Source organism: Bacillus sp. 1735sda2 (assembly GCF_024159245.1).
Taxonomy (GTDB): domain Bacteria; phylum Bacillota; class Bacilli; order Bacillales; family Bacillaceae; genus Bacillus; species Bacillus pumilus_O.
The window spans coordinates 1,820,817-1,845,145 of record NZ_JAMYWZ010000001.1 but is presented as its reverse complement, the minus strand read 5'-3'; the positions used below and the strand labels follow the sequence as shown (position 1 = coordinate 1,845,145).

Genomic DNA, 24,329 nt, shown 5'->3' with positions numbered 1-24,329 from the left:
ACTGTCCTCGATACGGCTGCCGCAGACCAGCTGCTATCCAGGCTCAGAATGCCCCTCTCGTATGGCCATATTCCTCAACACCTTTGTTCCGTATCCAGATACGCCATTGATAAGGGAAAGACGCGTCTCCCAATAAAAAAAGCGGACACCAATCAAGGCACTTAAAGTGCTCAATGATCAGCGTCCGCAGGTTCTTCCTTCTGGACAAAATATTCACGTTCGTTTTGCTTGTCTCTATCATACGATGATCCACTTAGGAAAAAAGGTACCCTTTTTATCCCCCTTTTTGTCGGTTTTTTATCGGCATTACAAATAAAAAAAGTGCCCATAAAGATGGACACTCTAGTTTTAAAAATCATGTTCAAAATCGATGTCATATAAATCAACCCATTCAACAAAATCAGGCATAGCTTTTGTACTTAAAAAGTGTTGAACAATTCTATATGCTTCTTATGGGTACATATATTATATATACTTTAAAACCTTGTTGAGCACAGGGATGCGAAAAGGTGAAGCAGCAGCTTTACAATGGACCGATATTGATTTAAAAAATAAAAAAATAAGTATAACTAAAACTCTTGATTTTAGAGCAAAAAATCAAAAGGAGCTATTCGGTGACCCAAAAACCTTTACATCAAAACGGATCATAACTATTGATCAACAATTGGCTAATGAACTACACGATTTAAAAAGACGTCAAAATGACGCCAAACTTGTTCTTAATGACGTTTACATGCATGCAATGAATTTAGTATTCTCACGGAAAGATGGTTCTCCCCTTCCGAAATCATCTTTATTCAATGCATTTGAACGTATACTTAAACAAGCTGGCCTACCAAAAATGCCTATCCATGCCCTTCGACACACCCACACCGTTTTACTTTTAGAATCTGGGGCATCTATGATATATGTTCAAGAGCGACTGGGCCACAAAAGCATTAGAGTAACATCTGATATTTATTCTCATATCAGCAAAAAAATTGACCTGGATTCAATGAATAAATATGAAGAGTATATCTCCAAGATAATGGAGTGATTTTTTTATCATTTTTTGTGGGTGAATTGTGGGTGGCGGCTTCTTCATTTTGAAATATTAGAAACACCCACAAAAATAAAATCCCCCTGAAGCCAATGGCTCCGAGGGGTTTTCTTTATTAATACTGAGACATATACTGATCGCGTTCCCATGGGTGTACTTGGGTTCTAAACATATCCCATTCGATTTCTTTTGATTCGATGAAATGTTCGAATAAGTGATCGCCTAGTGCGTTGACCATTACTTCGTTAGACTTGAGAAGCTCAAGTGCTTCTGCAAGTGTTGCAGGCAGATCAGAGATGCCGTTTTCAAGGCGCTCTTCTTTGTCCATGACATAGATGTTTCTGTCGATTGGAGCTGGTGCGTCTAGTTTGTTTTTAATGCCGTCAAGACCTGCTGCAAGTAATACGCTTAGTGCAAGGTATGGGTTTGCAGATGGGTCTACGCTGCGCACTTCTACACGTGTGCTGATACCGCGTGATGCTGGGATACGGATCAAGGGGCTACGGTTTTGTGCACTCCATGCCACATAGCAAGGTGCTTCATAACCAGGTACAAGACGCTTGTAAGAGTTCACCGTTGGGTTTGTGACCGCTGTGAAGCTTGTTGCGTGCTTCACGATACCTGCGATAAAGTGTCTAGCTGTCTCGCTTAATTGTAAATCTGCTTTTTCATCAAAGAATGCGTTTTTGCCATTTTTGAATAATGATAGGTTACAGTGCATACCAGATCCGTTTACACCGAACAATGGTTTTGGCATGAATGTCGCATGAAGTCCGTGCTTTCTCGCAATTGTTTTAACAACGAGTTTGAACGTTTGAATGTCATCACAAGAGCGGATAGCGCCTGCATATTTAAAGTCAATTTCATGCTGTCCAGGTGCTACTTCGTGGTGAGACGCTTCAATTTCAAAGCCCATTTCTTCAAGCTCAAGCACGATATCACGGCGGCAGTTTTCGCCTAGATCTGTTGGTGCAAGGTCAAAGTATCCACCTTTATCGTTTAGTTCAAGCGTTGGTTCGCCTTTTTCATCTAATTTAAATAAGAAGAATTCTGGCTCAGGTCCAAGGTTGAAATCACTAAATCCTAGGTCTTCCATTTCCTTTAAAATACGCTTTAAGTTGTTACGTGGGTCTCCATCAAATGGCGTCCCGTCTGGTTTGTAAATGTCACAAATAAAGCGTGCAACTTTACCTTTTTCTGCTGTCCAAGGGAAAATAACAAATGTGTTGAGGTCTGGGTATAGATACATATCTGATTCCTCAATACGTACGAAACCTTCAATAGATGAACCGTCAAACATACATTTGTTATCGAGAGCTTTTTCTAACTGGCTCACAGGAATCTCAACATTTTTAATCGTTCCGAGAATGTCTGTAAATTGCAGACGGATGTACTTTACGTTTTCCTCATTTACTAATTTTACGATATCTTCTCTTGTGTATTTTGCCATTTCGTAAAACTCCTCCCCTACAAAAGGTAAAATTGTATAGCAATGCTTTTGCTAATTGGTTAACGGAAGAACCTTGACATATCCCCCTGCCTAAAGGTCGTTCCTTGTTGGAAACGTCCAGCCTGAATAAGTTCCTTCTTCAGTAGCTTCCTGAGTTCATCATCTGTCAAGTTGTGCTTCGCTGTGGTTTTCTCCTCGGTCTTTGCATCAGACACTGGATGCTCTGCCTCAGCTTTGGCAAAAAGTTTTTTGATTCCTGCCATGTTTACACCTTGTTCGATGAGGTTTTTAATTTCTAGTAATTTATCAACATCATGGAAAGAAAATAATCGGCGATTCCCATCACTTCTTGCTGGAAATACTAATCCATTTTCCTCATAATAGCGAATTTGCCTTGCAGATAATTCTGTTAGCTGCATGACAATCCCAATTGGGAATAAAGGCATTGAGCGGCGAATGTTATCACTCATCTCAACTGTCTCCTCCTCTTTGCTTAAATTTATTATATGTCATGTTATATTATGTGTCAACACTATGTTAGGAATATTAACATGGATTTTTTTATTGAGCAGGTATGTCGATAAAACCTTGTTCCAATAAGGCATCTACAGCACTGCAAATTGCATTTTTTACATGTGCATACGTGAGTCCACCTTGAACATAGGCTGTATAAGGTGGTCTGATCGGTCCATCGGCTGACAATTCGATACTAGCCCCTTGGACGAAAGTGCCCGCTGCCATAATGACATCATCCTCGTATCCCGGCATATAGCTTGCATGCGGTGTGACGTGACTGTTGATCGGAGATGCATATTGAATCGCCTGGCAGAATGCAATCATCTTTTTAGGATCTCCAAATTCGACGGATTGAATTAAATCTGTTCTTTTCGCATTCCATGCTGGGTTCGTTTGGAATCCGAGCTTCTCAAGAAAACGAGCCGTGAACACTGCACCTTTTAAGCTTTGCGCCACAACATGCGGTGCTAAGAAAAATCCTTGATACATCTCCTGAAGCGCATACAGCGAGGCACCCGCTTCACTGCCGATGCCTGGAGATGTCATTCGATAAGAGCAAGCTTCTACCCATTTTTCTTTTCCAACGATGTAGCCGCCAGTTTTGGCAAGCCCGCCGCCTGGGTTTTTAATAAGGGAACCGGCCATAAGATCCGCTCCCACATGACATGGCTCTTGTAATTCAGTAAATTCACCATAACAGTTGTCCACAAACACAATGATTTCTTCATTCATCTCTTTCACAAATGAAATCATTTGCTCGATTTCTTCAATTGTAAAGGAAGGCCTTGACGCATAACCTTTTGAACGCTGAATGCCGATCACTTTTGTTTTAGAGGAGATCGACTTTTTTACTTTGTCATAATCAACGGATCCATCTTGGCGCAAATCAATGGCCTTGTAATCAATCTGGAAGTCTTTTAATGAGCCTGTCCCTTCTTTGCCGCGAATTCCTACAATTTCTTCTAACGTATCGTATGGTTTTCCCGTCATATAAATCAATTCATCGCCAGGTCTTAGCACACCGAATAACGCAATGGAAATCGCATGTGTACCGGAAATGATCTGCGGACGGACAAGGCCGCTTTCTCCTCCGAAGACATCCGCATAAATTTTTTCTAACGTGTCTCTTCCCATATCGTCGTAGCCATAACCGGTTGTTGGATTAAAGTGAGAGTCACTGACTCTATGCTTTCGGTAGCTTTCAAGCACCCGCCACTCATTTTGTTCACTCTTTTGATCAATTTGCTGATGCACGTGTAAAATGTCTTGCTCTGTTTCTGCTGCTACTTTTTCTAAAATACTACCGTGTTTTAATGTATGAAACATCTTAATTTAATTCCTTTCTTACAACATATACTTCTTGATTTGACCTAATATGGTCTGCTCCTCACCACTAAATCCGGTGATGTCATAAAGTTCTGCTTCTTTTTGAAATTCCAGTGATTCTACAAGCGTTTCTGATTTTAATGCAGAGATGAGCTTTCCTTCATACGCTGGGATTTTCACATGATATGGCTTTAAAAAGGCTTTTTTCAGCTCAGCCATGATATCTTCTTTTAACCGCTTCACATCTTCTTCGCGTCTCGCACTGATTAATAGATGACGGTGCTTTGAAGATGGGATGAAATCCGGTCTGATTTGATCTTCTTTGTTATAAACCGTCAGCATTGGAATACGATCTGCTTCTAATTCCTCTAACAACTCATGAACCGTTCGTTCGTGCCCTTCGTAATCCTCATTAGAAGAATCGATGACATGAAGTAAATAATCGGCTTCTTTCACTTCTTCAAGAGTGGAACGAAATGCCGCAATGAGTGTTGTTGGGAGGTCTTGGATAAAACCAACGGTGTCTGAAATGAGCACACTGTAGCCAGATGCTAATGTCATCTTACGTGTCATTGGATCAAGTGTCGCAAACAGCAAATCCTCTTCATGACTATCTGCATCTGTTAACTGGTTAAACAAAGTGGATTTTCCGGCATTCGTATACCCAACAATGGCGATTTGGAACACACCATTTTTCTTCCGGCGTTCCCGGTATCTTGTACGGTGTTCTTTGACGGTAGATAATTGCCCGTTAATTTCATGAATACGGTTTCGAATATGGCGTCTATCTGTTTCAAGTTTTGTTTCACCTGGACCTCTTGCGCCAATTCCGCCTCCTTGTCTTGAGAGGCTGATCCCTTGTCCGCTTAGTCTCGGCAAGGCATACTGAAGCTGAGCAAGCTCTATTTGTAGCTTCCCCTCTCTTGTCCGCGCTCTTTTTGCAAAGATGTCCAAAATCAATTGTGTTCGATCGATAATTTTCACTTCTAAGGCAGTTGCCAAAGCTTTTAGCTGACTCGGAGACAGTTCGTCGTTAAAAATAATGACATCACATTCGAATTCCTCGCAAAGCACTTCAAGCTCTTCTACTTTCCCTTTACCGATATATGTTGCGCTGTCTTGTCTATTTCTCTTCTGCGTCATTACGCTGACAGCTTCACCACCAGCCGTTTTGGTTAAGGAAGCTAATTCTTCCATTGAGTATTGAAAGCGTTCATCCGTGACATGCGGCAATTGACAGCCGACAAGGATCGCTTTTTCTGTCATTTCATGTTCATTCAACGTCAGTTGTTTCCTTTCTGTACTTAAGTTTTCAGTAGTACCATCATACCAAACACATCACACGTATACCACTATTCGGATGGTTTATTTTAGTATCTCTTTACAAAAAGGATACGCCATTTTAAGTAGGCGTATCCTCTTTCATTTGGAGATCGTGACTTTTAATCGTAAGCAAATCTTTTTTATCATAATGATCCACTAGTAGGAGTCTCATCGCTTGGGTTCGAATAGCCTTTTCAATCGTGTTTCTCACAAAGCGGCCGTTGCTGAATTTTGCTGGACTTGTGGTACTTTTAATATGCATTATATAATCACGCAGCTTCCATTCAGCTTCTTGGGTAAATATATATTCTCTGTCAGCCATCATCCGTTTGGCAATGTCCATGAGCTGATCGACGGTATAATCAGGAAAGCTGATATTGATCGGAAATCTGGATTGCAGTCCGGGGTTTAAAGATAGAAAATGATCCATTTCCTTGGAGTAGCCAGCAAGAATGAGAATAAATTCGTGCTGTTTGTCCTCCATATGTTTGACTAAGGTATCAATCGCTTCTTTCCCGAAATCCTTTTCGCCTCCGCGGGCAAGAGAATAGGCTTCGTCGATGAACAAAATGCCGCCTAGTGATTTTTTAATTAAGTCTCTTGTTTTTTGAGCAGTATGACCGATGTACTCCCCGACAAGATCTCCGCGTTCCGCTTCAATTAAGTGACCCTTTGAAAGGACATTCATTTCAAAGAAAAGCTTCCCGACTAGCCTTGCAACCGTTGTTTTCCCTGTGCCTGGATTTCCTTTGAACATCATATGAAGCGCTTGTTTACCTACCTTTAACCCTTGTTCCTGCCTTTTTTGATTGACAAAGATCCAAGCATAAATTTCTTTTATGTTTCGTTTCATTTCATCCATACCGACAAGGCTATTCATTTCACGTTCTATTTCCCGTAAGATGCTGTGTTTTGCCTCATTTTTCTGCAATGCTTCTAGGTATTCTGCCTCTGAATCTGCATCAACCAATACTTGCTTTTGTCCATTAAGTATAATATTGATTTGACCGTTGTTTTTATATGTGACAGCTCGCTCCAACGTATTCACCTCTCGCTCTTCTCTCTTTATTCTATTCGGGTGGAGCTGTAATCGTGACAATCGCCCGCTTAAGCCCAAGTTTGCTGTCAAAATGACCCGAGATACCGAATATTGTAGGGATTTCTGCGGTTTCCCAGGAAATGATGTGCTATTTCCATTGTATTCATCCCATTTAGGCGGACAAACCAACAATTTGTTTTTTCTTAGAAAAATGTAGCTTTCTCATCACAAAATGTGCAGAAAAGAGTCTCGATGATTTCCGCATTTTGTACAGGCAATTTTTCTATTTACTCATAAAATAAAGACGAGGTGATGAATAGATGGTGAAAATTTTTATTGATCCTGGCCATGGAGGAACAGATTCTGGAGCTGCTGCTAATGGACTTTTGGAGAAAAATATCACACTGCAAATTGCGATTTTATTGAGAGATATGTTGATTAGTGATTATGATGACGTTTCCGTCCGCTTAAGTCGTTCGATTGACCAATCCGTCACTTTGGCCCAGCGTACAAATGCAGCAAACAGCTGGGGAGCTGACTATTTCGTGTCTATTCATATTAATGCAGGCGGGGGCACAGGTTTTGAAAGCTATGTGTATCCTGGCGTTTCAGCACCGACCACCACGTATCGCAATTCCCTTCATGATGAAATTGTTCGCTCGGTGGATTTTGCCAACCGCGGCAAGAAAACAGCGAACTTCCACGTTCTTCGAGAAACTTCTATGCCCGCTATTTTAACAGAGAATGGTTTCATCGATACGACAGCTGATGCAAATAAGCTTCGCAACGCGACCTTCCTTCAAGGCATCGCTCGCGCTCATGCCACTGGATTAGAGAAAGCCTTTCAGCTGAAAAAAAAAGCAAGTAATCTTTATAAAGTACAGGCTGGAGCTTTCAAGGTGAAAGCCAATGCAGATGAATTAGTAGCCACGCTGAAATCAAAAGGCTTTGACGCCTTCGTTGTATTAGAGGGCGGCATGTTCCGAGTGCAAGCAGGGGCTTTTCGTACAAAGCAAAATGCGGATGACCTCGTCGCAAGATTGAAACAGGCCGGTCATGACGCATTCGTTTTCCAATAACTGAAGCTGTAATAACGAAATAAACCGGCTCAAGTTTGATGATGAGCCGGTTTATAATTGATTCGTTTATGCTAAAATGTTCACGACAAATTGAGACCACGTTTCAAGTCGATCGAAGTATTCAGGCTTTTTCAAATCGGATGATTTCATCCATTTTCCTGAGATTTGATCTGTTTCTTTCACTTCTACATGAGCACCTGGAGATAATTCAAGCGCTGATAACAGTCCAATGTGCACACGGCCGACACTGTTGTCATCATCATTAATTAATCCAAGGGTTTTCATCTCAAGCTTGTCTGCTTCTTGGATAGAAAGTTCCTCGTCTAGCTCACGGTCCGTATTTTCTTTTAGAATTTCAGCAAAGTTTTTGCCTTCGATGAAATTCATGTGACCACCAAAGCCAAGAGATAACTTATGATGCAATCGAGTCTCTCCCCCGCCTTGAAGCCTTTCATATACATACACTTCGTCCTCACGCTTAATCACGACATAAGGAATTGGCTGCTTGAAGTCAGGATTTTCTTCCGCATCGCCTCTACGCATCTGCTCGAAGTGCTCTTCGATTTCTTTCATAATTGTGTTGATTGTTTCCTCTTCACTATTCACACCATTAAACGCAAGCGTTTCATTTTGGAACACGCGAGTGCGCGGTGCAACTAGTATGATTTCATCCATTTTTCCCATGTTCGGTAACCTCCAGTATGTAACGCATTGTATGAAATGGCAAAAAGCCAAAACGAGTGATGCGTTTTGACTTTTACGCCTTACTTATGATTCATCTCCAAAGAAGAAGTCGTCATCTTTTAACGGCTCAACCGTCGCCTTTTTGTAGCCGTTCCCTTTCATTGAGAAGAAGTCATGCGATTTTGTTTTTGTATTGAGTCCGTTCAATACAATTGGATTGATCTCTTCTTCTTCAAAGTAAGGGGCAAATCCAAGGTTCATTAACGCTTTATTGGCATTGTAACGAATGAACTTTTTCACATCATGCGATAAATTGACTTGGTCATATATATCTTCCGTGTAATGAAGTTCATTTTCATAAAGCTCGTTCAAGAGGTCAATAGAGAAATCGTACAGCTCTTTTTGCACGTCAGGCGTTTGTTTGTTGTAAATTTCTTGTGCTAATAATCCAACGTATACACCATGAATCGCTTCATCACGCAAAATCAAGTTGATGATTTCACCACTTTGCATGAGCTTTCCTTGACCATAGAAATAAAGTGGGTAGTAAAAACCACTGTAAAACAGGAAGCTTTCTAAATAAACAGAAGCAACCATTGCTTTAAAGAGTGAAATCGGATCGTCCTTCTGAATCGAACGGTATAAGCTAACAATCATATCTGCTTTCTTTTGCAAGAATTTATTCTTTTTGACCCATTCAAACACTTCACTGATCGTTTCAGTTGGTGCAAGTGTCATGAAGATATTTGAGTATGATTTCGCATGTACCGCATTTTCCATCATCGCCATAAAGTTTAATACCGCTTTACGCTGATGACCTTCTACATGTTCAGCCACAATCGGCATCCCTGTATTTCCTTGTTCTGTATCAAGTAAAGTCAGTCCAGCAAGTACCTTCATGTACGTATCTCGCTCTTTTTCACCTAAATATTTCCACGTTAAGAGATCCCCGTTTAAGGAAATCTCTTCAGGAAGCCAGAACTGCTTCACATTTTGGTTGTAAAACATTTGTGTAAAATCGTCTTCGTGTTTTGACCAGTTGGCTGCATCATAAATTTTTGTCACGTTAAACTCTCCTTTAATCAAACAACACAAGAAAGACAGCCTTCCTGCCCTGTATCCTTCGTTCTCGCATAATAAAGTGTTTTAATGCCTTTATGGTGTGCATACAGATCGATGCGGTTTAGGTCACGCGTCGTCATCGTATCTTTCAGGAATAGTGTAAAGCTGATTCCTTGATCGACGTGCTGCTGAATCGTTGCGATCATATCGACCACTTTAAACATATCCATATCGTACGCTTCTTTATAGAAGAACCAGTTTTGCGCTGAAAGACCTGGCATTGGGTAATACGTTTTGCTGTTGCCGTATGTTCTTTCTTCGATACGTTCCATAATTGGCATAACAGAGGCTGTTGCCGATTGCACATAAGAAATGGAACCAGTTGGTGCAATACATAAGCGGTAGCTATGGTACATGCCATTTTCCGCTACAAAGTCTTTGAGTGCTGCCCAGTCTTCTTTTGTTGGAATATGCATGCCTTCAAATAATGCGGCTGCTTTTTCCGTTTTTGGTGTGAAATCATTCTCCACATATTTATTGAAGTACTCGCCCGTTGCGTAGCCAGATCCTTCATAACGATGGAATGTTTCTCCTTTTTCTTTTGCAAGCTCACTTGAGCGTTTAATTGAATAGTAGTTCACCATCATAAAGAACGTATTCGCAAAGTCTCTTGCTTCTTCACTTTCATAGGCCATTTGGTTTTGAGCCAAATACCCGTGAAGGTTCATCGCGCCAAGCCCGATTGATTTCATCGCCTTGTTCGCTTTTCGAACAGCCGGTGCATTGCGAATATCTGTTGTTTCAGATACAAGCGTTAGTGAGTCTGTTGCAAGTTTGACCGTTTTTTCGATCGATTTGTTTTTCATGACATTCATAATATTTAATGAACCAAGGTTACAAGAAATATCAAGACCAATTTCATCTTCTTGGTCATAGTCTGCGTAAGAAGAGACCTCTGAAGCTTGAAGCACTTCTGAGCAAAGGTTTGAGAATTTCACTCGTGAGATATGGTTTAATGCATGCTCTCTATTCACATTATCTTGGAACATGATATATGGATAGCCTGATTCTGAGCGAAGAACAGCCAATTTTTCAAGAAGCTTTCTCGGATTGACTTTTTCTTTTTTGACTTTCGGATTTTCTACAAGCTCATCATACATTTCTTCCATGTCCATCTCATCAAGATGCTGTCCATATTCTTTATAGACTGTGTGCGGATAGAAAGTGTAAGCTGTTTTATCTTCTCTTGCAAGCTCAATAAATTTATCCGGGATGACGACACCGATGGACAATGTTTTCACACGCACATCTTCATCTGCAGAGATTTTTTTTGTATCTAAGAAATCATTAATATCTCTGTGGAAAATATTAAGGTAGGCACTGCCTGATCCTTGTCTTTGTCCCATTTGATCTGCATATCTGAATGCATTATCAAGAAGCTTCATCACGCCGACGACACCTTTTGTCGCATTTTCAACATCTTTGATTGCCTCGCCTTTGGCACGAAGTTTTGACAAGTTCAAGCTGACGCCGCCGCCTAATTTTGAAAGCTGCATTGAAATATCAATCGCTCTTGAAATATCGTTTAATGAGTCATTCACTTCAAGCAAGAAGCAGCTCACAAGCTCACCGCGTCTTTTACGTCCCGCATTTAAGAATGTTGGTGTACTTGGCTGATATTCCTGATTGATCATCAGTTCTACAAACTCAAGGGCTTTTGCTTTATCTCCACCCGCAAAGAAAAGCGCTACAACTGAAATACGGTCTTCATAGCGTTCAAGGATTTTCTTTTTATCATTTGTTTTCAGTGCATAGTCGTTGTAAAACTTAAACGCACTCATGAATGATGGGAATCTAAATTTCTTCGCATATGCAGCTTCGAATACCTCTTTAATATCCGCCATGCTGTACTGTCTTAAAAATTCTTCCTCATAGTAGTCGTTTTCTATTAAGTAATCAATCTTCTCTTCTAAGTTGTGAAAGAAGACTGTGTTTTGATTAATATAATCTACGAAATAACTATGTACAGCTTCTTTGTCCTTATCGAACTGAAACTTTCCTTCTTTTTGAATCATAATCTCGTTATTTAATTGTATCCACTTTGGAACCTGATTTTGTGACAATTCTTTCTACCTCCTGTGTAAACAATTCAACATCCCTTTTTGTTCCGCTTAGTTCAAAGGTGTGCAAAATAGGAACTTGATATTGTTTAGAAATCGTATCGGCGCTTTTGGCAAAATTATCTCCCCACACTTTGTTTCCACTCACTGCTACACCAAGTAAAAGGTGAGCATTTTTCTCTAAAAAGGATTGAGTGGTACTAGGGACTTGTCCAAATCCTGTCGTAAAGGTGACGAGAATAAACGGCGTATCCAAAAACTCTTCTCCAGTCAATTTTTGTTTGTCTGTAAAAGGGGTCTTGTCCAAAAAGCGTTGAACATTTCCTGTTTTTGAATCAAATACGATTTGAATCAATTCCATCACGACCTAGTTTTTAGTATTGTTGATCATTTCGTTATTCACTATATATAGTATACTATGTTTTTTCAAAACACAACATATAGATGTTCAAAACGAAAAAAATCAACCAACCCGGCCGAACATTCATAGCCGAACTCGTACGTTCAAATAAATAGAGCAGAACAGGATCTAAAAATAGACTGCTCTACTCTCTATTCAACTGAAACCGAAATCTATCATAACACGAAAAAAAATCGCTTAGTAGACTAGACTTTTTGTTTTATTTTTTGTAGGCATCGCACTGTAAATCTTCTGACACTTCTGTAATTTCCACTTCAACACCTAATTCTTTTAGCACCGCTTCAAGCGCAGAGACGATTGAAGCTTCTCTGACTAATTCTTTCCCATTTACAGAAACGCTTGTTCCATATTCGAAACAGGAGTCGTCTTCACAAGTTTGTTCCCAATGATTAATTTTAATTTTGTGTGTCATGAACTCATCCTTTTCTGTCTAGATGTCTGATTATAGTGTAGCGACTTCACATTCATTTGTAAATTTACGTGCTTACTCTTCCACAGAATTGTCATCATCATAATCTTCGTCCCACTCATCTATGTATTTTGTTTTAATCAGGGTCAGTTCTCCCTCTTTTTCATCAAACCGGTACACCTGTACTTCATCATCTTTCACAACAGCGAAGTGATTATTTTTTAGTGCAACAGCTGATTGTAACAGACCTTCTATATCTCCATGATCATCTTGGTTAGAATAGTTATGCCAGCTTTCCTGCCTGGATTCAATGTTTGAAATGGCGCACGATCCAAATAAGACAACAATCCCAATTAGTAGAAGGATCACTCTAATTCTTCTTAATTCAAGCTCTGCGTTTTCCATATCGTTTCACCTTCCTTCATATCCAATAAGGGATTATACGCAGAATAGGCAGAAAAGTTTCATGGCATGCAAAATAGCCCCTCTGCACTGACAAAAAACGTAGCGGGTTCCGGCCGGTTTAATCGCAGATGCATGGGGCTATTAGGTCGAACATATCCTATTCTAATTCTAGATTTACATTCTTTTGAGGAGCAAATGTAGAAATGGCGTGTTTATAAATAAGCTGCTGCTTCCCTTCTGTTTCAAGCAGCACCGTGAAATTGTCAAATCCTTTCACTTGACCGCGAAGCTGAAAGCCATTCAGTAAGAATACTGTGACAAATGTATTGTCTTTGCGGATTTGATTCAAAAATTGGTCCTGAATATTAATCGGTTTCATGTTTCGTCCTCCTTGATTCTGATACCTACAGTTTCGCTTTAAGTCCAAGCTTTCCTGCTATATATGCGAAAATTTCCTCTTTTTTGTCTGAAAAGTGGCAAGGCGGTGTCATGTCGAACCAAGTGACATCCATTTTATTACGGAACCACGTGAACTGACGCTTCGCATATCTACGGGAATTTTGCTTTAATTGCTGAATGGCTTCATCCAGTGAGCAGTCACCTTGGAAATACGTATACAACTCTTTATAACCAATCGCTTGAACCGATTGACAATCCTTCAAGCCAGATTGATAAAGTGCGCTCACTTCCTCAATTAAGCCTTCATCTATCATCATATCAATTCTTTGGTGAATGCGCTCGTACAAAAGCTCTCGGTCCATTTTCAGCCCAATGAAGGCTGTATCATAAAGAGGAACTTCTTGATGACCATTTTGCATTTCCGACATTTTCTGACCTGTTGTATGGATCACTTCCAGCGCCCGGATCACGCGGCGGACATTATTCGGATGAATGGCTTTTGCAGCATCAGGGTCTACCGCCTTTAGCTTTTCGTGTAGCTGAAGGGGGCCATGCTGCTGTTCAAAAAGCGCCATTTCTTCTCTAAAAGCAGGGTCACTTTTTTCATCGGTAAATGTGTAATCATATAAAACAGATTGAATATACAAACCTGTTCCGCCGACAATCATGGGTGTTTTCCCTCTAGCGGCAATCTCTTTGATTTTCATACGGACTAGCTGCTGAAATTCAGCTGTAGAAAAAGATTCGTCCGGCTCTTTAATATCAATTAAGTGGTGCGGGACACCATCCATTTCTTCAGAGGTGATTTTAGCTGTACCAATGTCCATTCCTTTGTAAATCTGCATAGAATCACCGCTGATAATTTCTCCATTAAATGCTTTTGCTATATGAATGCTCAGTTTTGTTTTGCCGACAGCGGTCGGTCCTACTAATACAATCACTGGTTGTTTCGTTTTTTTCATAACATCACTCTCTTTTACAAACTGCCTACAGTATAGCATAACTTCTCTTTCTCTCCTATAGAACGACTATCACCAGCCGAGTGGTTCATTTCCGACCACTTCATATGTTTTTCCTTTCAAACGGTGCGTATGCGTTGGCCGCTCCTCGTCGGGGCTAAAGACGACTCCTCCATATGGAATAGGGACAGAATCGTTATAGGCTGAATACGTGACTTCCTCAATCTCGTGATAATGCGTACCGTCCACTCTCGGTATCGCAGGCCCTGTGATGCCATAATATCTGTGAAAATGCCCTCTCTCAAAAGAAGTAATTCCGCGATAGTAATGAGTATGCTGATCGGTACTGCTTCCATTGACAGGTTGGGAAATACCTTCTATTAAATGATAATGCTCTTCTGTTACATCCGTTCTTGCTTTATAAGCATGAGCATGAGGCGGACATTTTGCCCAATCAGATGGATACAGGCCCATTTTTAACATTCCTCCTTATTATAGGTGTTCACCCAAACACATATAGGCCAATCGAATACACTGTTGTCAGTTACAGTGATTTTATGTGAGAGGAGCCTTTTTTTATGAATTATTTTGATGCACCGCCATTTATGCAAGAAGACATGCGAAGACCTTTTGGTTTTGGCTTTGGACGCCCGGGTTTTGGGTTTGGGAGACCTGGATTTGGTTATGGCAGACCTGGATTCTTTGGACCTCCATTTTTAGGTGGTTTTGCTGGAGGGCTGCTTGCAGGATCTTTACTCGCGCCAGGATATGGCTATGGGTACCCTTATCCGCCGCCATACCCGCCATACGGACCATACCCTTATTATTAAATATGACGTTTTAGTGAAAACATCTGCTCATAAAATGAATCGATTGACACACTAGTTTTTCATAGGTTAACATTTACTTTACCGACCGTTCAGTAAAGTAGGTGTTTTTTTTATGTCTAAAACCAAAAAAGAGCAAATCTTTGATGCAGCTGCCCGCACGATTTTAGAAGAAGGATTAAGTCAGCTTACCCTTCAGCAAGTGGCAGAGCATGCACATATGACCAAAGCCGGCCTGCTTTATCATTTTGCAAGCAAGGAAGAGCTCATCCAAAAAATGAATGAGCACGCAATTCTTTGCTTTCGTCAGCAGCTCAAAACGTATCAAGAAACTTACAAATATGAAAAAGCGCCTTACGTCCATGCATATATATCGGCCACATTACATGACCTTGATCATCAAAACACGACTCAGCTATGTACAAGTATGCTTGCTACTATGTCATTTGATGAAACGTTATTGAACCCTTGGCGTGATTTTTATGCAGAGTTCAAAGCGAAAGCAGCTGAGGAAATCAATGACCCTGCATTGAGCCACCTAATCCGTCTTGCATGTGATGGAATATGGTTTTCAGAAATGTTTCAGCTTGAACCGCTGAACCGAGAGGAAAAAACCCTTTTACTTCATCGGATTTTACACCTATTAGAGGAGGGGGCATAATGATCCTTGGATATCTTTTTCTAGCTGTGGCCATTTTTTCAGAAGCCATTGGCGCCGTGATGTTAAAATTCTCAAATGGCTTTACTCGCTTTAAGCCGAGCGCTGTCGTTGTGGCTGGCTATACACTTGCCTTTTATATGCTGTCATTGACACTGAATATCATTCCGCTTAGCATGTCTTATGCAACATGGTCTGGGGTTGGTACAGTCCTCACGGCTATTTTTGGCGTGCTTTTTTTCAAAGAAACCTTGAACCAAAAAGCAGTCATTGGGATGGCAATGCTTGTCTCAGGGGTCGTACTTTTAAATATGTCATAAAGGATGTGAGATCATGAAAGGAATGCTCTATTTAACAGGGGCTATTTTGACAGAGGTTTTTGGCAGTACGATGCTAAAGCTTTCACAAGGTTTTTCGCAAATGCTGCCGAGTATTGGGGTCCTGATCGGATTTGGGTTGGCCTTTACATTCCTCAGTCTGGCACTTAAAACGATTGACCTTTCGTCTGCTTATGCGACATGGTCTGGTGTTGGAACAGCACTCACTGCTCTTATCGGACTTGTGATATTTGACGAAACCATTCACATAAAAGGCTTCATTGGTCTTGCACTAGTGATATGCGGCGTGATTGTCTTGAATTTGTCAAAAAAACAAAAAGAAGAAACGAAAGAACAAATCGATCAAACCGAATGGACGTTATAAAAAAAGTCATTTTCTCCATTTATTAAGAGAAAATGACTTTTTGTTTTTATCCGCCTAGTTGAATGGTTTCTTCTAAGGAAATGTCCACATTACCTTGAACAGCTCTTGAGATCATACATGAGCTTTCGGCTTTGTGCGCGAGCTTGCGTGCAAGTTCAATATCTTGCGGAGAAGCAGATGCTTTGAGGATGATGACAGGCCGGTGAATGATTTTTTCATATGTAAACACACCATTCGTTACATCGACGACCGCCTCAGAACTCATCGTGAGATCCTCTTTTTCTAATTGACTCCGCTCCATCATAGCGGCAAGTGTAATAATATAACACGTAGCCGCGGCACCTAAGAGCATCTCATCTGGATTTGTTCCAATGCCAGGACCGTCCATTTCTTTTGGAATTGAAATCTTTGTTTTTAACTGTTCACATGAGATTGTACCCACATCGTTACGCAGGCCAGGCCAACTCGCCTGAAGATGAAAATGATGTTGCGCCATATTCGTCTCTCCTTTTGTTATCACTTTTTATAGTGTAACAAGAATTCACACTGCTTGTCTTAACATGTGCACCATCTTTATGTATATTCCTCATCCAGCACTGTCCGAATCGCTCTGACATACCGGTAGAACGTCTCGTTTTTTGTACTCGACCGCCGACGAAAGTCAAAACTGTCAAATAAAGCTTCACGCTGACTTCTACTAATCTCTAACTGTACACTTTGCCCTGTTTTTGTAAGATTATTAATATTATGATTGCTTGTTCCGCTCAGGGTTGCGTGTGCGACAGCCAGTTCAGCTGAAAATCCGTTCCGCTCTAATGAGTTCACTATTTTTTCTGCACGGTCGTAATCTGTTCCACCAACGAGCGTATGGTCAATGCCTTCCTCACCTTTGTACCCATGCACTGCTAATATATAATCGTGTGCTTTTGCCTGTGCGACACCGACTGGCTCATCAAAGTTTGTACTTGTCACATGAAGTTCTGATGCATTCTCTCTTAAACCTTCAAACAAATACGTAGAGAAATCATTATCAAAAAAATGGACGATCTCGCTCACGCCGCCTTCAATTCTCCCGCCATGGGGTGACATCACAAGAAGGCGGCTTCCAGGCACTGGGTTGGCTGTAATTTGATAGCTGCTTGTTGATTCGTTTTCTTCCAGTTCTTTAAAATTGCGATAAATATCAGTTGAACCGCTTTCGTCTTCCCCACCTGATGACACTGGCTCATCATGTTCCTGTGCTTGCATTGTATAATAAACGCCCCATCCGATCGCAAGCAGGAGAAGCAAAGCAAAAAACTTCTTCATTCCCGTTCTCCTTTAACAGATTTCTAAGCCGTTTCTATGATTTATATTGAATCATCATTTCTTTTCATTTTTTCCACTTTTTCTCTCCAAATTTGATCATAACACTCTAGATCATGAGATTCCTCAAAAATAAGATAATTGCATTTATATACACAGAAACGCCTCTCGTCTTTGAAAACAGAGTTAGAATAGTATGACAGACAAATGAAGTTATGTTTAAAATGACCTAGTTCTATCCAGTCTGTTTTCTTTAATTCGGCTACTTTTTATATGGATTTGATTTTTCCCCTCTGTGACAAGTCACATTTGTATGAGCATTGGCCCTGTCTAACCCCTCCTTTTTTTCTGCAAAATTGTTTGTTTCACCGGTTCTCTAAGGAGAACTCTCCCACCTATCATCGGCTGATTCTACATGTTTTCCACCTTTTTCTATTATTTTACAAAATGTAAGCGCTTTTCTTTTTCATTAGAAGTGAGCAAGCCGCCAATATGAAGAAAAGAAGGGACAAGAATCCGAACCAAGCAGCTCTCATTCTCATAACGTAAGAGTGTACAAGAATGGATAGCTAGAATGGAGGGCATCACATGTTTGGATTTTCTATGGTGCAAATGGTCAGAACACATGCTAGTAAACTGGATCAACCTTTAAGAGAGACCGTCCTTCACCTTTATAAGCCTTTTAAATGGACACCATGCTTTCTTCATCGTTTCTTTGAAGGAAGATTAAAGAAGAGGAAGAAGCTTCGTGTGATTATTGAATTTAAGGAAGACGCGGTCGAAGCAGGAATTCAAAGCACAAAACAGCTCATGAAAAAAAGCAGAAAAACAAATATCAAAAAACACTTTTCACATATCGACTGCTGTGCTGCAGACCTAACACCAGCCGCTTTAGAGGAGCTGTTGGCAAATGGTGAGCATATTCGTAAAATTTATTTAGACCGGGAAGTTCATGCGCTTCTGGATGTAGCCACACAAGCAAGTCACGCGGATGAAGTCATCCGAAACGGCACAGCCTTAACAGGGGAAGGTATTACGGTCGCTGTCATTGATACAGGAATTTATCCGCATGAAGATGTAGATGGAAGAATTCGCGATTTTGTGGACTTAGTCAAGCAGAAAAAAAAGCCATATGATGATAACGGACATGGCACTCACTGCGCTGGAGATGTAGCTGGAGACGGAGCGGCCTCAGATGGCTTGTACAAAGGACCTGCTCCAAAAGCTCATTTAATTGGCGTGAAAGTGTTAAATAAACAAGGGGCTGGATCACTTTCTACTATTATAGAAGGGGTTGAATGGTGCATTCAGTTCAATGAAGATCACCCTGATGATCCGATTCATATTATGAGTATGTCACTAGGTGGAGATGCTCAGCGTTATGATGACGAACAAGACGATCCGATGGTGCGTGCTGTCAATGCTGCTTGGGATCAAGGCATTGTCGTATGCGTCGCTGCCGGAAACTCAGGTCCTAACAGCCAAACGATCGCGAGCCCTGCCGTCAGTCAAAAAGTGATTACGGTTGGCGCTTTTGATGACCGGAATACACCAGAATCAAACGATGATATTGTGGCACCATTTTCAAGCAGAGGTCCTACTGTTTATGGTGAGACAAAACCTGATATCCTTGCACCAGGAGTAAACATCGTCTCTCTGCGATCACCAAGATCCTTTCTAGATAAACTCGACAAATCAAGCAGAGTCGATGATGATTACACGACATTATCTGGTACATCTATGGCAACACCAATTTGCGCAGGTATTTGTGCTCTAATATTAGAGCATTCACCTGATTTAACGCCTGATGAGGTCAAAACCATGTTAAAAGAAAATACGAGCAAGTGGTCTGGGGATGATCCGACGATATACGGAGCAGGTGCCATTGACGCAGAAAAAGCCATCAAAGAATAAATAAAAAAAGCCCTTTACGGCGATTCGTAAAGGGTGTTGTTTTTGTCTGTTATTACGTGTGGAGTCTTTCATCTACTTGATCAGCTGACATGTTATGCTTCGTTCTCATACATCTCATCTCCTTTTTGAATGTGCGTACGCGCTTCGATCACAATCTCAAAAAAAGTGGAAGATTCCTTGTACATGTCGCGTTCTTTATAATAATTAGCCGCATCAAGTGCTAATTCCTCTAAATCAGCAAACATTTTTTTGCTCCGCAGTCCAAATAGTGCTGATCTTAATTGCTCACAGCTGTCTTTTTCTATATAAAGCGCCTGTAAAAATTGGAATTTCAACTGATAAATTTCATCATCCAATAAACAAGCCTCATTCATTCCTCTACGTATAGCCTCGCCTGCCCGCTGGATATCTCCAAGTTTAAACCAAGTAAGAGCAAGTGAAAACAATGATTTGATCATCGTGGATGCTTGATCTTTTTGATAAAGGGAAATGGCTTGTTCAAAAAAGACTGTCGCCGTATGGTACGTTCCCATACTATAATGACAAGCTCCTAAGTTATTAAGAGCCATCGCTTTAAAATAAGATGTGCACTCTTTCCGCTCCATCGCTTCACAGACCTTTAACGCTTTTTCTAAGTAAGGAAGCGCTTTTTGGTGCTGACTCACATCAATCCAATTACCTGCCATGACAAAATCACATTGAATGCTTCTTTTTCCATAAAGCTGATGTTTCTTATAAATGTCTCTCGCCTTTTTAGCATAATGCATGGAGAAATAAGTTTGTTTCATATGATAGTATACTTCAGCGATTTTATAGTAAAATTCCGCTTTTTCAATCTCATCTGTCACTAAGATCAGTTGATGTTCCGCATGCTTGTAATAGGAAATGGCCTCGATGTACCGGCGCTGAATAAACGCATACATTCCATGAAAAAAATGAAAGTAATAGCCAAGTAAGCCTGTCATCTCATCTTCTCCATCTTCCATTTCTTTTGGGAAAGACACAGCTTGAAGTGTTTCACTCCCTGCATGGACTGGCGTTAAATGCTGAAGCATCAGTTGATGGCGAAAATCCATTAGAGAATAATATAGAAGCAAATCTTGATCCTCTTCCATCTCATGAATTTCTTCTTCAACAAGGCGCTTCATATCGTTTGCTTGTTCGACTTCAAATTTGCAAATATGCGTGTACCATTGATTGATCTTTACACCTACTTCGGAAGATGGTATTTTATGTGCCATCCACTTCAGCCCCATTCTATCATATCAAACTGATAACTATTATTTTACATAATTTATGTTTTTAAGGCAAATTGTAAGTTATTACATAATTTATGTTCATTTCGCATATTTCTATCTTTTTTACCAAGTTTAAATAGAGTACTTTTGCCCATCAAAACGATTTTTCTACGAAGTTGGGTCAAATTCTCTTAATACTTCTTTTAAAGCACGGATATAACGCCTGAATGCTTGTTTCTTTCCTTTTCTCGTATCAAAATTGTCGAAAAAGGCCTCTCTTTGTGCCGTGCTAATTTCTAACTGAACGCTTTCACCACTTGCATTTCGATTATTAATATTTTTAGGATCTGTTCCTGAAAGCCGCTCGCCTTCTTGTACCATTTCTGCTGAAAACCCTCGATCCTTTAATTCTCGTACAACGGCTCTTTGCATTTTTTCGTTTGTCCCGCCGACTAGCGTGTGCCTTTTATCACTTTTATAGCCGTGGATGGAAATGGAGAATGGATACGTTTTAATCATTTGGACCAATATCGGTTCATCAAACTTCGTGCTTGTAATGTGCAAATCACGATTATTCTCTTGTTTCGTTCCTTCAAACAAATACGTCGAGTATCTTTGTTGAAATGCTTCTACAATTTCACTAGTTCCTGGTTCAATTTCCCCTCCATGAGGAGAAAAGACGAGTAAATCACTTCCACCCTTTTCATGAAATTCTATTTCATAGCCCTCTTTTTCATGCCGGATAAGCTGTTTAAAACTTTCATATTGATCCCCTTTTTTTCGCTCCTTTTGATACTTTTCTACCTCTTCTTGATGTTGCTTTTGCTCTTTTTTTTCTTGAACAGAATGGCTGCATTTCACCATTAAAAGAGCACACAGGACCAGAAAGATGAATCCACATATCAGTAGCCTTTTCATTTCACCGCTCCTTTTCATTCTCTTAGGTGTCATCTTATCGCATTATTTTACTATCAATGGCTAACAGAATTCAAAGGTTGTCCGGTTCATTTAAACGAATCAGGAATACTTTCCTGTTTTTTTATGCTGTTCTAGGTATTTCTGACTTCTTTGCATCATTCGCTGCTTGAACAAAAACTGCATCGTATGACCTCATTTTTGCTTTAGTTAAAATCACCTACAAAAATGGACAGATTTTTTTGATTTCAAACAAAAAAAAGCTGTAAACAAAAGGGATGCCCTTATGCTTACAGCTAATTATTGTATATCCATCATAAAACTCTTAGTTCATTCTCTAAAGCTGAAAGGACTTCATCTTGTGACAGCCCTTGTGCAAGAGAAATTTCACTCACTAACATGCCTCGCGCATCTTCAAGCATTTTCTTTTCACTTGAATTTAATGCTTTCTTCTGATTTCGTCTCATCAGATCTTTGACAACGTCTGCACCATCTTCGATCGCACCTGTTTTTAGCTTTTTCAGATTTTCATCATATCTTTGCTTCCAAGTAAGCGTGTCGTCGTTTGTTTCTTCTGCAAAATTGTTCATCACAACTTTCAGCGTTGCTTGATCTGCTACCGGACGTATACCTAGTTGATTGATTCTGCCTCTTGGGATCATCATCTGCATATTCGGCATTTGAATCAGAAAATATTCCTCCGTCTTACCTAAAATCTCTTTTTCTTCCATTCCTTCAATCACACCGGCACCATGCATAGGATAAACAATTTTATCACCTATTTGAAACAAATCCGCCACCTCCGAAAGTATTCACAATATGATTATAACACATTTCATCGTTGGATAAAAATTTATATTTTATCATGTTATTTTAGCACTAGTCAATTCTTTTTATTTGTGATTTTCAGAAAAAGCCTTTTTTTACAGAAGTTGCTCCACCATCCAGTCCCCTTGTCTCATTCTTGCATATACTAGCATTGAGTCACATTTAGGAGGGATGACAATGTGCAAATGCAAGTGCAAACATTCCCACTCAAACTGTTATAAAAAGCATGACGATCATCACCATGTTGATCCATGTAAAGAAAAGAAATATTGTCATAAAAAAGATGATTGGTTTGAGAGCGATTTCTGGGATACTTCTAGAAGCTACGATCCCTATTATTATCCTAAAAGTGTCTGCAGCAGCTGTAAGAAGCGTCGCAGAAGAAGACACAGCATCTCATTTTAGCATCTGACGCTTTCACCTGCTTTTTGTTTTCCCGGCTGAAAAGCCGGTTTTTTTGATATGGATAGGCTCATGAAATGGATCATGCTCATAGGATATGGCAACCTGACATAAAGGATGAGATATTAAATGAACAATATGAATAGCCCAATGAATTATCATCACGAAGGAAATCCGTATCACACGTTTGAGAATGTGTATACAGCCAATCATGAGCATGTGGTCGCGCCAAACATGCATGATCATATGAATATGCCAAACCATTATCATACTGGTAAAAAAGATAAGTACAGTGGCCACTATCCGCATCATCATTCAGCCTATATGCCTTTTCCAAATCAGCAGGATCCCTTTTCACATGTTCCAATGAAGGATCACCATCATCATGGTCACTATGGTGGATATGGAATGATGCCATATCATCCTTATGGATATCAAGATATGCATATGATGATGCCGAATCAGCAAATGCCAGGCTTTGGTTATGGAATGAACCAACCAAATGCACACTTCCCCCGTTATTATTAAACAAATTGACAAAATAAGGGTATAATATCCCATTTAATACCATGTAGGGATATGGTAACATTATAGGTAAATAATAGATTTAATCATCTATTATTTACCTATAATCAACAAGGGGGAATGAAGAAATGAAAAAAACATGGACAATGATCATGATGGGGATGCTCACACTGGTCATGGCACTATCGGTACCGATTGCCGCATCCGCTGAAGGAGCCACACAGGAGGGCAAGGCATCAACAAACGCCAGACCAGCTGAACTTTATGCGAAAATTACAGGTACAAGTAAGCAGGAATGGTCTTTTTCTGACATCGAGCTGACATACCGCCCAAATTCTGTATTAAGTCTCGGTGCCATTGAGTTCACATTACCTGCAGGCTTTCAAGCGACAACAAAAGACATCTTCAATGGAAAAGCACTAAAAGACAGCTACATTTTAAACAGTGGAAAAACGGTCCGCATTCCAGCTAGACTCGATTTATTAGGAATTTCACAATTTAAATTACAACTTTCACACAAAGTACTTCCTGCTGCAGGTACATATACGTTCCGTGCAGAAAACCGTGCGCTTAGCATTGGTTCTAAATTTTATGCAGAGGACACCCTCGATATTCAAACACGACCAGTTGTGGTCACACCACCAGATCCGTGTGGTTGCTAAATAAAAAAGCACTCAAATATGAGCGCTTCAGACTGTGACAAAGGGCTTTTTTAGCCCTTTGTCTTTTTTTATTTGATCACATGACCCGTTTAAACATTTTCTCCATTTCATATGTTGAATTA

General features: G+C 40.2%; 27 protein-coding genes and 1 pseudogene. 9 read left to right on the top strand and 19 right to left on the bottom strand.

The window, feature by feature from the left end; genetic code table 11:
- Positions 1 to 451: 451 nt before the first annotated feature.
- Positions 452 to 1,036: pseudogene (locus NKR21_RS09495) on the top strand (site-specific integrase); the annotation flags it as partial.
- Positions 1,037 to 1,154: 118 nt separating this feature from the next.
- Here NKR21_RS09495 and glnA read toward each other — a convergent pair.
- From glnA to spoVK, 5 genes are all read right to left on the bottom strand, one after another.
- Positions 1,155 to 2,489 (bottom strand): type I glutamate--ammonia ligase, encoded by a 1,335-nt coding sequence (glnA, locus tag NKR21_RS09490; protein WP_012010051.1) that lies wholly within the window; start codon positions 2,487 to 2,489, stop codon positions 1,155 to 1,157.
- 59 nt (positions 2,490 to 2,548) lie between these two features.
- Positions 2,549 to 2,959, bottom strand: coding sequence for a MerR family transcriptional regulator (locus NKR21_RS09485; RefSeq protein ID WP_012010050.1), 411 nt, complete (start codon positions 2,957 to 2,959; stop codon positions 2,549 to 2,551).
- 91 nt (positions 2,960 to 3,050) lie between these two features.
- Positions 3,051 to 4,331 (bottom strand): methionine gamma-lyase family protein, encoded by a 1,281-nt coding sequence (locus NKR21_RS09480; protein WP_144458512.1) that lies wholly within the window; start codon positions 4,329 to 4,331, stop codon positions 3,051 to 3,053.
- 18 nt (positions 4,332 to 4,349) lie between these two features.
- Positions 4,350 to 5,612: a GTPase HflX gene (hflX, locus tag NKR21_RS09475; RefSeq protein ID WP_144458511.1), complete on the bottom strand. Its 1,263-nt coding sequence runs from the start codon at positions 5,610 to 5,612 to the stop codon at positions 4,350 to 4,352.
- A 121-nt stretch (positions 5,613 to 5,733) separates the two neighbouring features.
- On the bottom strand, positions 5,734 to 6,693 hold the full coding sequence (spoVK, locus tag NKR21_RS09470) for a stage V sporulation protein K (protein ID WP_144458509.1): 960 nt from the start codon (positions 6,691 to 6,693) through the stop codon (positions 5,734 to 5,736).
- A 320-nt stretch (positions 6,694 to 7,013) separates the two neighbouring features.
- Here spoVK and NKR21_RS09465 point away from each other — a divergent pair, with 320 nt between their 5' ends.
- A complete protein-coding gene (locus NKR21_RS09465) occupies positions 7,014 to 7,772 on the top strand; it encodes an N-acetylmuramoyl-L-alanine amidase (RefSeq protein WP_012010047.1) in 759 nt (252 codons plus the stop codon).
- 66 nt (positions 7,773 to 7,838) lie between these two features.
- On the opposite strand, the gene NKR21_RS09460 is transcribed toward NKR21_RS09465, so the two are convergent.
- From NKR21_RS09460 to NKR21_RS09420, 9 genes are all read right to left on the bottom strand, one after another.
- Entirely contained in the window at positions 7,839 to 8,456 is a 618-nt protein-coding gene (locus NKR21_RS09460; protein ID WP_144458507.1) for a hypothetical protein, read from the bottom strand.
- A gap of 84 nt (positions 8,457 to 8,540) precedes the next feature.
- Positions 8,541 to 9,521 (bottom strand): class 1b ribonucleoside-diphosphate reductase subunit beta, encoded by a 981-nt coding sequence (nrdF, locus tag NKR21_RS09455; protein WP_003212452.1) that lies wholly within the window; start codon positions 9,519 to 9,521, stop codon positions 8,541 to 8,543.
- Between the two features lie 17 nt (positions 9,522 to 9,538).
- Positions 9,539 to 11,641, bottom strand: coding sequence for a class 1b ribonucleoside-diphosphate reductase subunit alpha (gene nrdE, locus NKR21_RS09450; protein ID WP_012010045.1), 2,103 nt, complete (start codon positions 11,639 to 11,641; stop codon positions 9,539 to 9,541).
- Complete coding sequence (nrdI, locus tag NKR21_RS09445) at positions 11,601 to 11,993, bottom strand: class Ib ribonucleoside-diphosphate reductase assembly flavoprotein NrdI (protein WP_041816236.1); 393 nt, start codon at positions 11,991 to 11,993, stop codon at positions 11,601 to 11,603. Before nrdI ends, nrdE begins: the two co-directional genes overlap by 41 nt.
- A 265-nt stretch (positions 11,994 to 12,258) precedes the next feature.
- The gene (locus tag NKR21_RS09440) at positions 12,259 to 12,471 is read right to left on the bottom strand and encodes a hypothetical protein (protein WP_003212415.1); all 213 of its coding nucleotides are present in this window, start codon (positions 12,469 to 12,471) and stop codon (positions 12,259 to 12,261) included.
- A gap of 72 nt (positions 12,472 to 12,543) precedes the next feature.
- Complete coding sequence (locus tag NKR21_RS09435; RefSeq protein ID WP_144458505.1) at positions 12,544 to 12,873, bottom strand: YmzC family protein; 330 nt, start codon at positions 12,871 to 12,873, stop codon at positions 12,544 to 12,546.
- 157 nt (positions 12,874 to 13,030) lie between these two features.
- A complete protein-coding gene (gene hfq, locus NKR21_RS09430) occupies positions 13,031 to 13,252 on the bottom strand; it encodes an RNA chaperone Hfq (RefSeq protein WP_003211269.1) in 222 nt (73 codons plus the stop codon).
- Between the two features lie 25 nt (positions 13,253 to 13,277).
- Positions 13,278 to 14,234: a tRNA (adenosine(37)-N6)-dimethylallyltransferase MiaA gene (gene miaA, locus NKR21_RS09425; RefSeq protein WP_144458503.1), complete on the bottom strand. Its 957-nt coding sequence runs from the start codon at positions 14,232 to 14,234 to the stop codon at positions 13,278 to 13,280.
- A gap of 69 nt (positions 14,235 to 14,303) precedes the next feature.
- Positions 14,304 to 14,705 carry a YmaF family protein gene (locus NKR21_RS09420; protein ID WP_012010041.1) on the bottom strand — a complete coding sequence of 134 codons (402 nt, stop codon included), beginning with the start codon at positions 14,703 to 14,705 and terminating at the stop codon, positions 14,304 to 14,306.
- A 104-nt stretch (positions 14,706 to 14,809) separates the two neighbouring features.
- Between NKR21_RS09420 and NKR21_RS09415 the strand changes: the two genes are divergently transcribed.
- The 4 genes from NKR21_RS09415 to erbB all read left to right on the top strand — a co-directional run bounded on the left by NKR21_RS09415 (position 14,810) and on the right by erbB (position 16,418).
- Positions 14,810 to 15,061, top strand: a complete 252-nt coding sequence (locus tag NKR21_RS09415; protein ID WP_012010040.1) for a hypothetical protein — start codon at positions 14,810 to 14,812, stop codon at positions 15,059 to 15,061.
- 112 nt (positions 15,062 to 15,173) lie between these two features.
- Positions 15,174 to 15,719: a TetR/AcrR family transcriptional regulator gene (locus tag NKR21_RS09410; protein WP_012010039.1), complete on the top strand. Its 546-nt coding sequence runs from the start codon at positions 15,174 to 15,176 to the stop codon at positions 15,717 to 15,719.
- The gene (erbA, locus tag NKR21_RS09405) at positions 15,719 to 16,036 is read left to right on the top strand and encodes an SMR family multidrug efflux transporter EbrA (RefSeq protein WP_012010038.1); all 318 of its coding nucleotides are present in this window, start codon (positions 15,719 to 15,721) and stop codon (positions 16,034 to 16,036) included. Before NKR21_RS09410 ends, erbA begins: the two co-directional genes overlap by 1 nt.
- 13 nt (positions 16,037 to 16,049) lie before the next feature.
- Positions 16,050 to 16,418, top strand: coding sequence for an SMR family multidrug efflux transporter EbrB (gene erbB / locus NKR21_RS09400; protein ID WP_144458350.1), 369 nt, complete (start codon positions 16,050 to 16,052; stop codon positions 16,416 to 16,418).
- A 46-nt stretch (positions 16,419 to 16,464) separates the two neighbouring features.
- Here the strand turns inward: erbB and NKR21_RS09395 are convergent, their stop codons facing one another.
- Together NKR21_RS09395 and NKR21_RS09390 are read right to left on the bottom strand one after the other, a co-directional pair.
- On the bottom strand, positions 16,465 to 16,914 hold the full coding sequence (locus NKR21_RS09395) for an OsmC family protein (protein WP_012010036.1): 450 nt from the start codon (positions 16,912 to 16,914) through the stop codon (positions 16,465 to 16,467).
- Between the two features lie 77 nt (positions 16,915 to 16,991).
- The gene (locus NKR21_RS09390; RefSeq protein WP_012010035.1) at positions 16,992 to 17,726 is read right to left on the bottom strand and encodes a poly-gamma-glutamate hydrolase family protein; all 735 of its coding nucleotides are present in this window, start codon (positions 17,724 to 17,726) and stop codon (positions 16,992 to 16,994) included.
- 585 nt (positions 17,727 to 18,311) lie between these two features.
- On the opposite strand from NKR21_RS09390, the gene NKR21_RS09385 reads away from it, so the two are divergent.
- Positions 18,312 to 19,637, top strand: coding sequence for a S8 family peptidase (locus NKR21_RS09385; protein ID WP_088001365.1), 1,326 nt, complete (start codon positions 18,312 to 18,314; stop codon positions 19,635 to 19,637).
- Between the two features lie 92 nt (positions 19,638 to 19,729).
- Here NKR21_RS09385 and NKR21_RS09380 read toward each other — a convergent pair whose 3' ends face one another.
- From NKR21_RS09380 to NKR21_RS09370, 3 genes are all read right to left on the bottom strand, one after another.
- Positions 19,730 to 20,878 carry a Rap family tetratricopeptide repeat protein gene (locus NKR21_RS09380; protein ID WP_012010033.1) on the bottom strand — a complete coding sequence of 383 codons (1,149 nt, stop codon included), beginning with the start codon at positions 20,876 to 20,878 and terminating at the stop codon, positions 19,730 to 19,732.
- 165 nt (positions 20,879 to 21,043) lie between these two features.
- Positions 21,044 to 21,793 (bottom strand): poly-gamma-glutamate hydrolase family protein, encoded by a 750-nt coding sequence (locus tag NKR21_RS09375; protein ID WP_012010032.1) that lies wholly within the window; start codon positions 21,791 to 21,793, stop codon positions 21,044 to 21,046.
- A 311-nt stretch (positions 21,794 to 22,104) separates the two neighbouring features.
- Positions 22,105 to 22,581, bottom strand: a complete 477-nt coding sequence (locus NKR21_RS09370; protein WP_012010031.1) for a CarD family transcriptional regulator — start codon at positions 22,579 to 22,581, stop codon at positions 22,105 to 22,107.
- Positions 22,582 to 23,149: 568 nt separating this feature from the next.
- Here NKR21_RS09370 and NKR21_RS09365 point away from each other — a divergent pair.
- Both NKR21_RS09365 and bslA read left to right on the top strand, forming a co-directional pair.
- Positions 23,150 to 23,548, top strand: a complete 399-nt coding sequence (locus tag NKR21_RS09365; RefSeq protein WP_041815536.1) for a hypothetical protein — start codon at positions 23,150 to 23,152, stop codon at positions 23,546 to 23,548.
- A 125-nt stretch (positions 23,549 to 23,673) separates the two neighbouring features.
- Entirely contained in the window at positions 23,674 to 24,207 is a 534-nt protein-coding gene (bslA, locus tag NKR21_RS09360; protein ID WP_003211006.1) for a biofilm surface layer hydrophobin BslA, read from the top strand.
- Positions 24,208 to 24,329 lie beyond the last annotated feature (122 nt).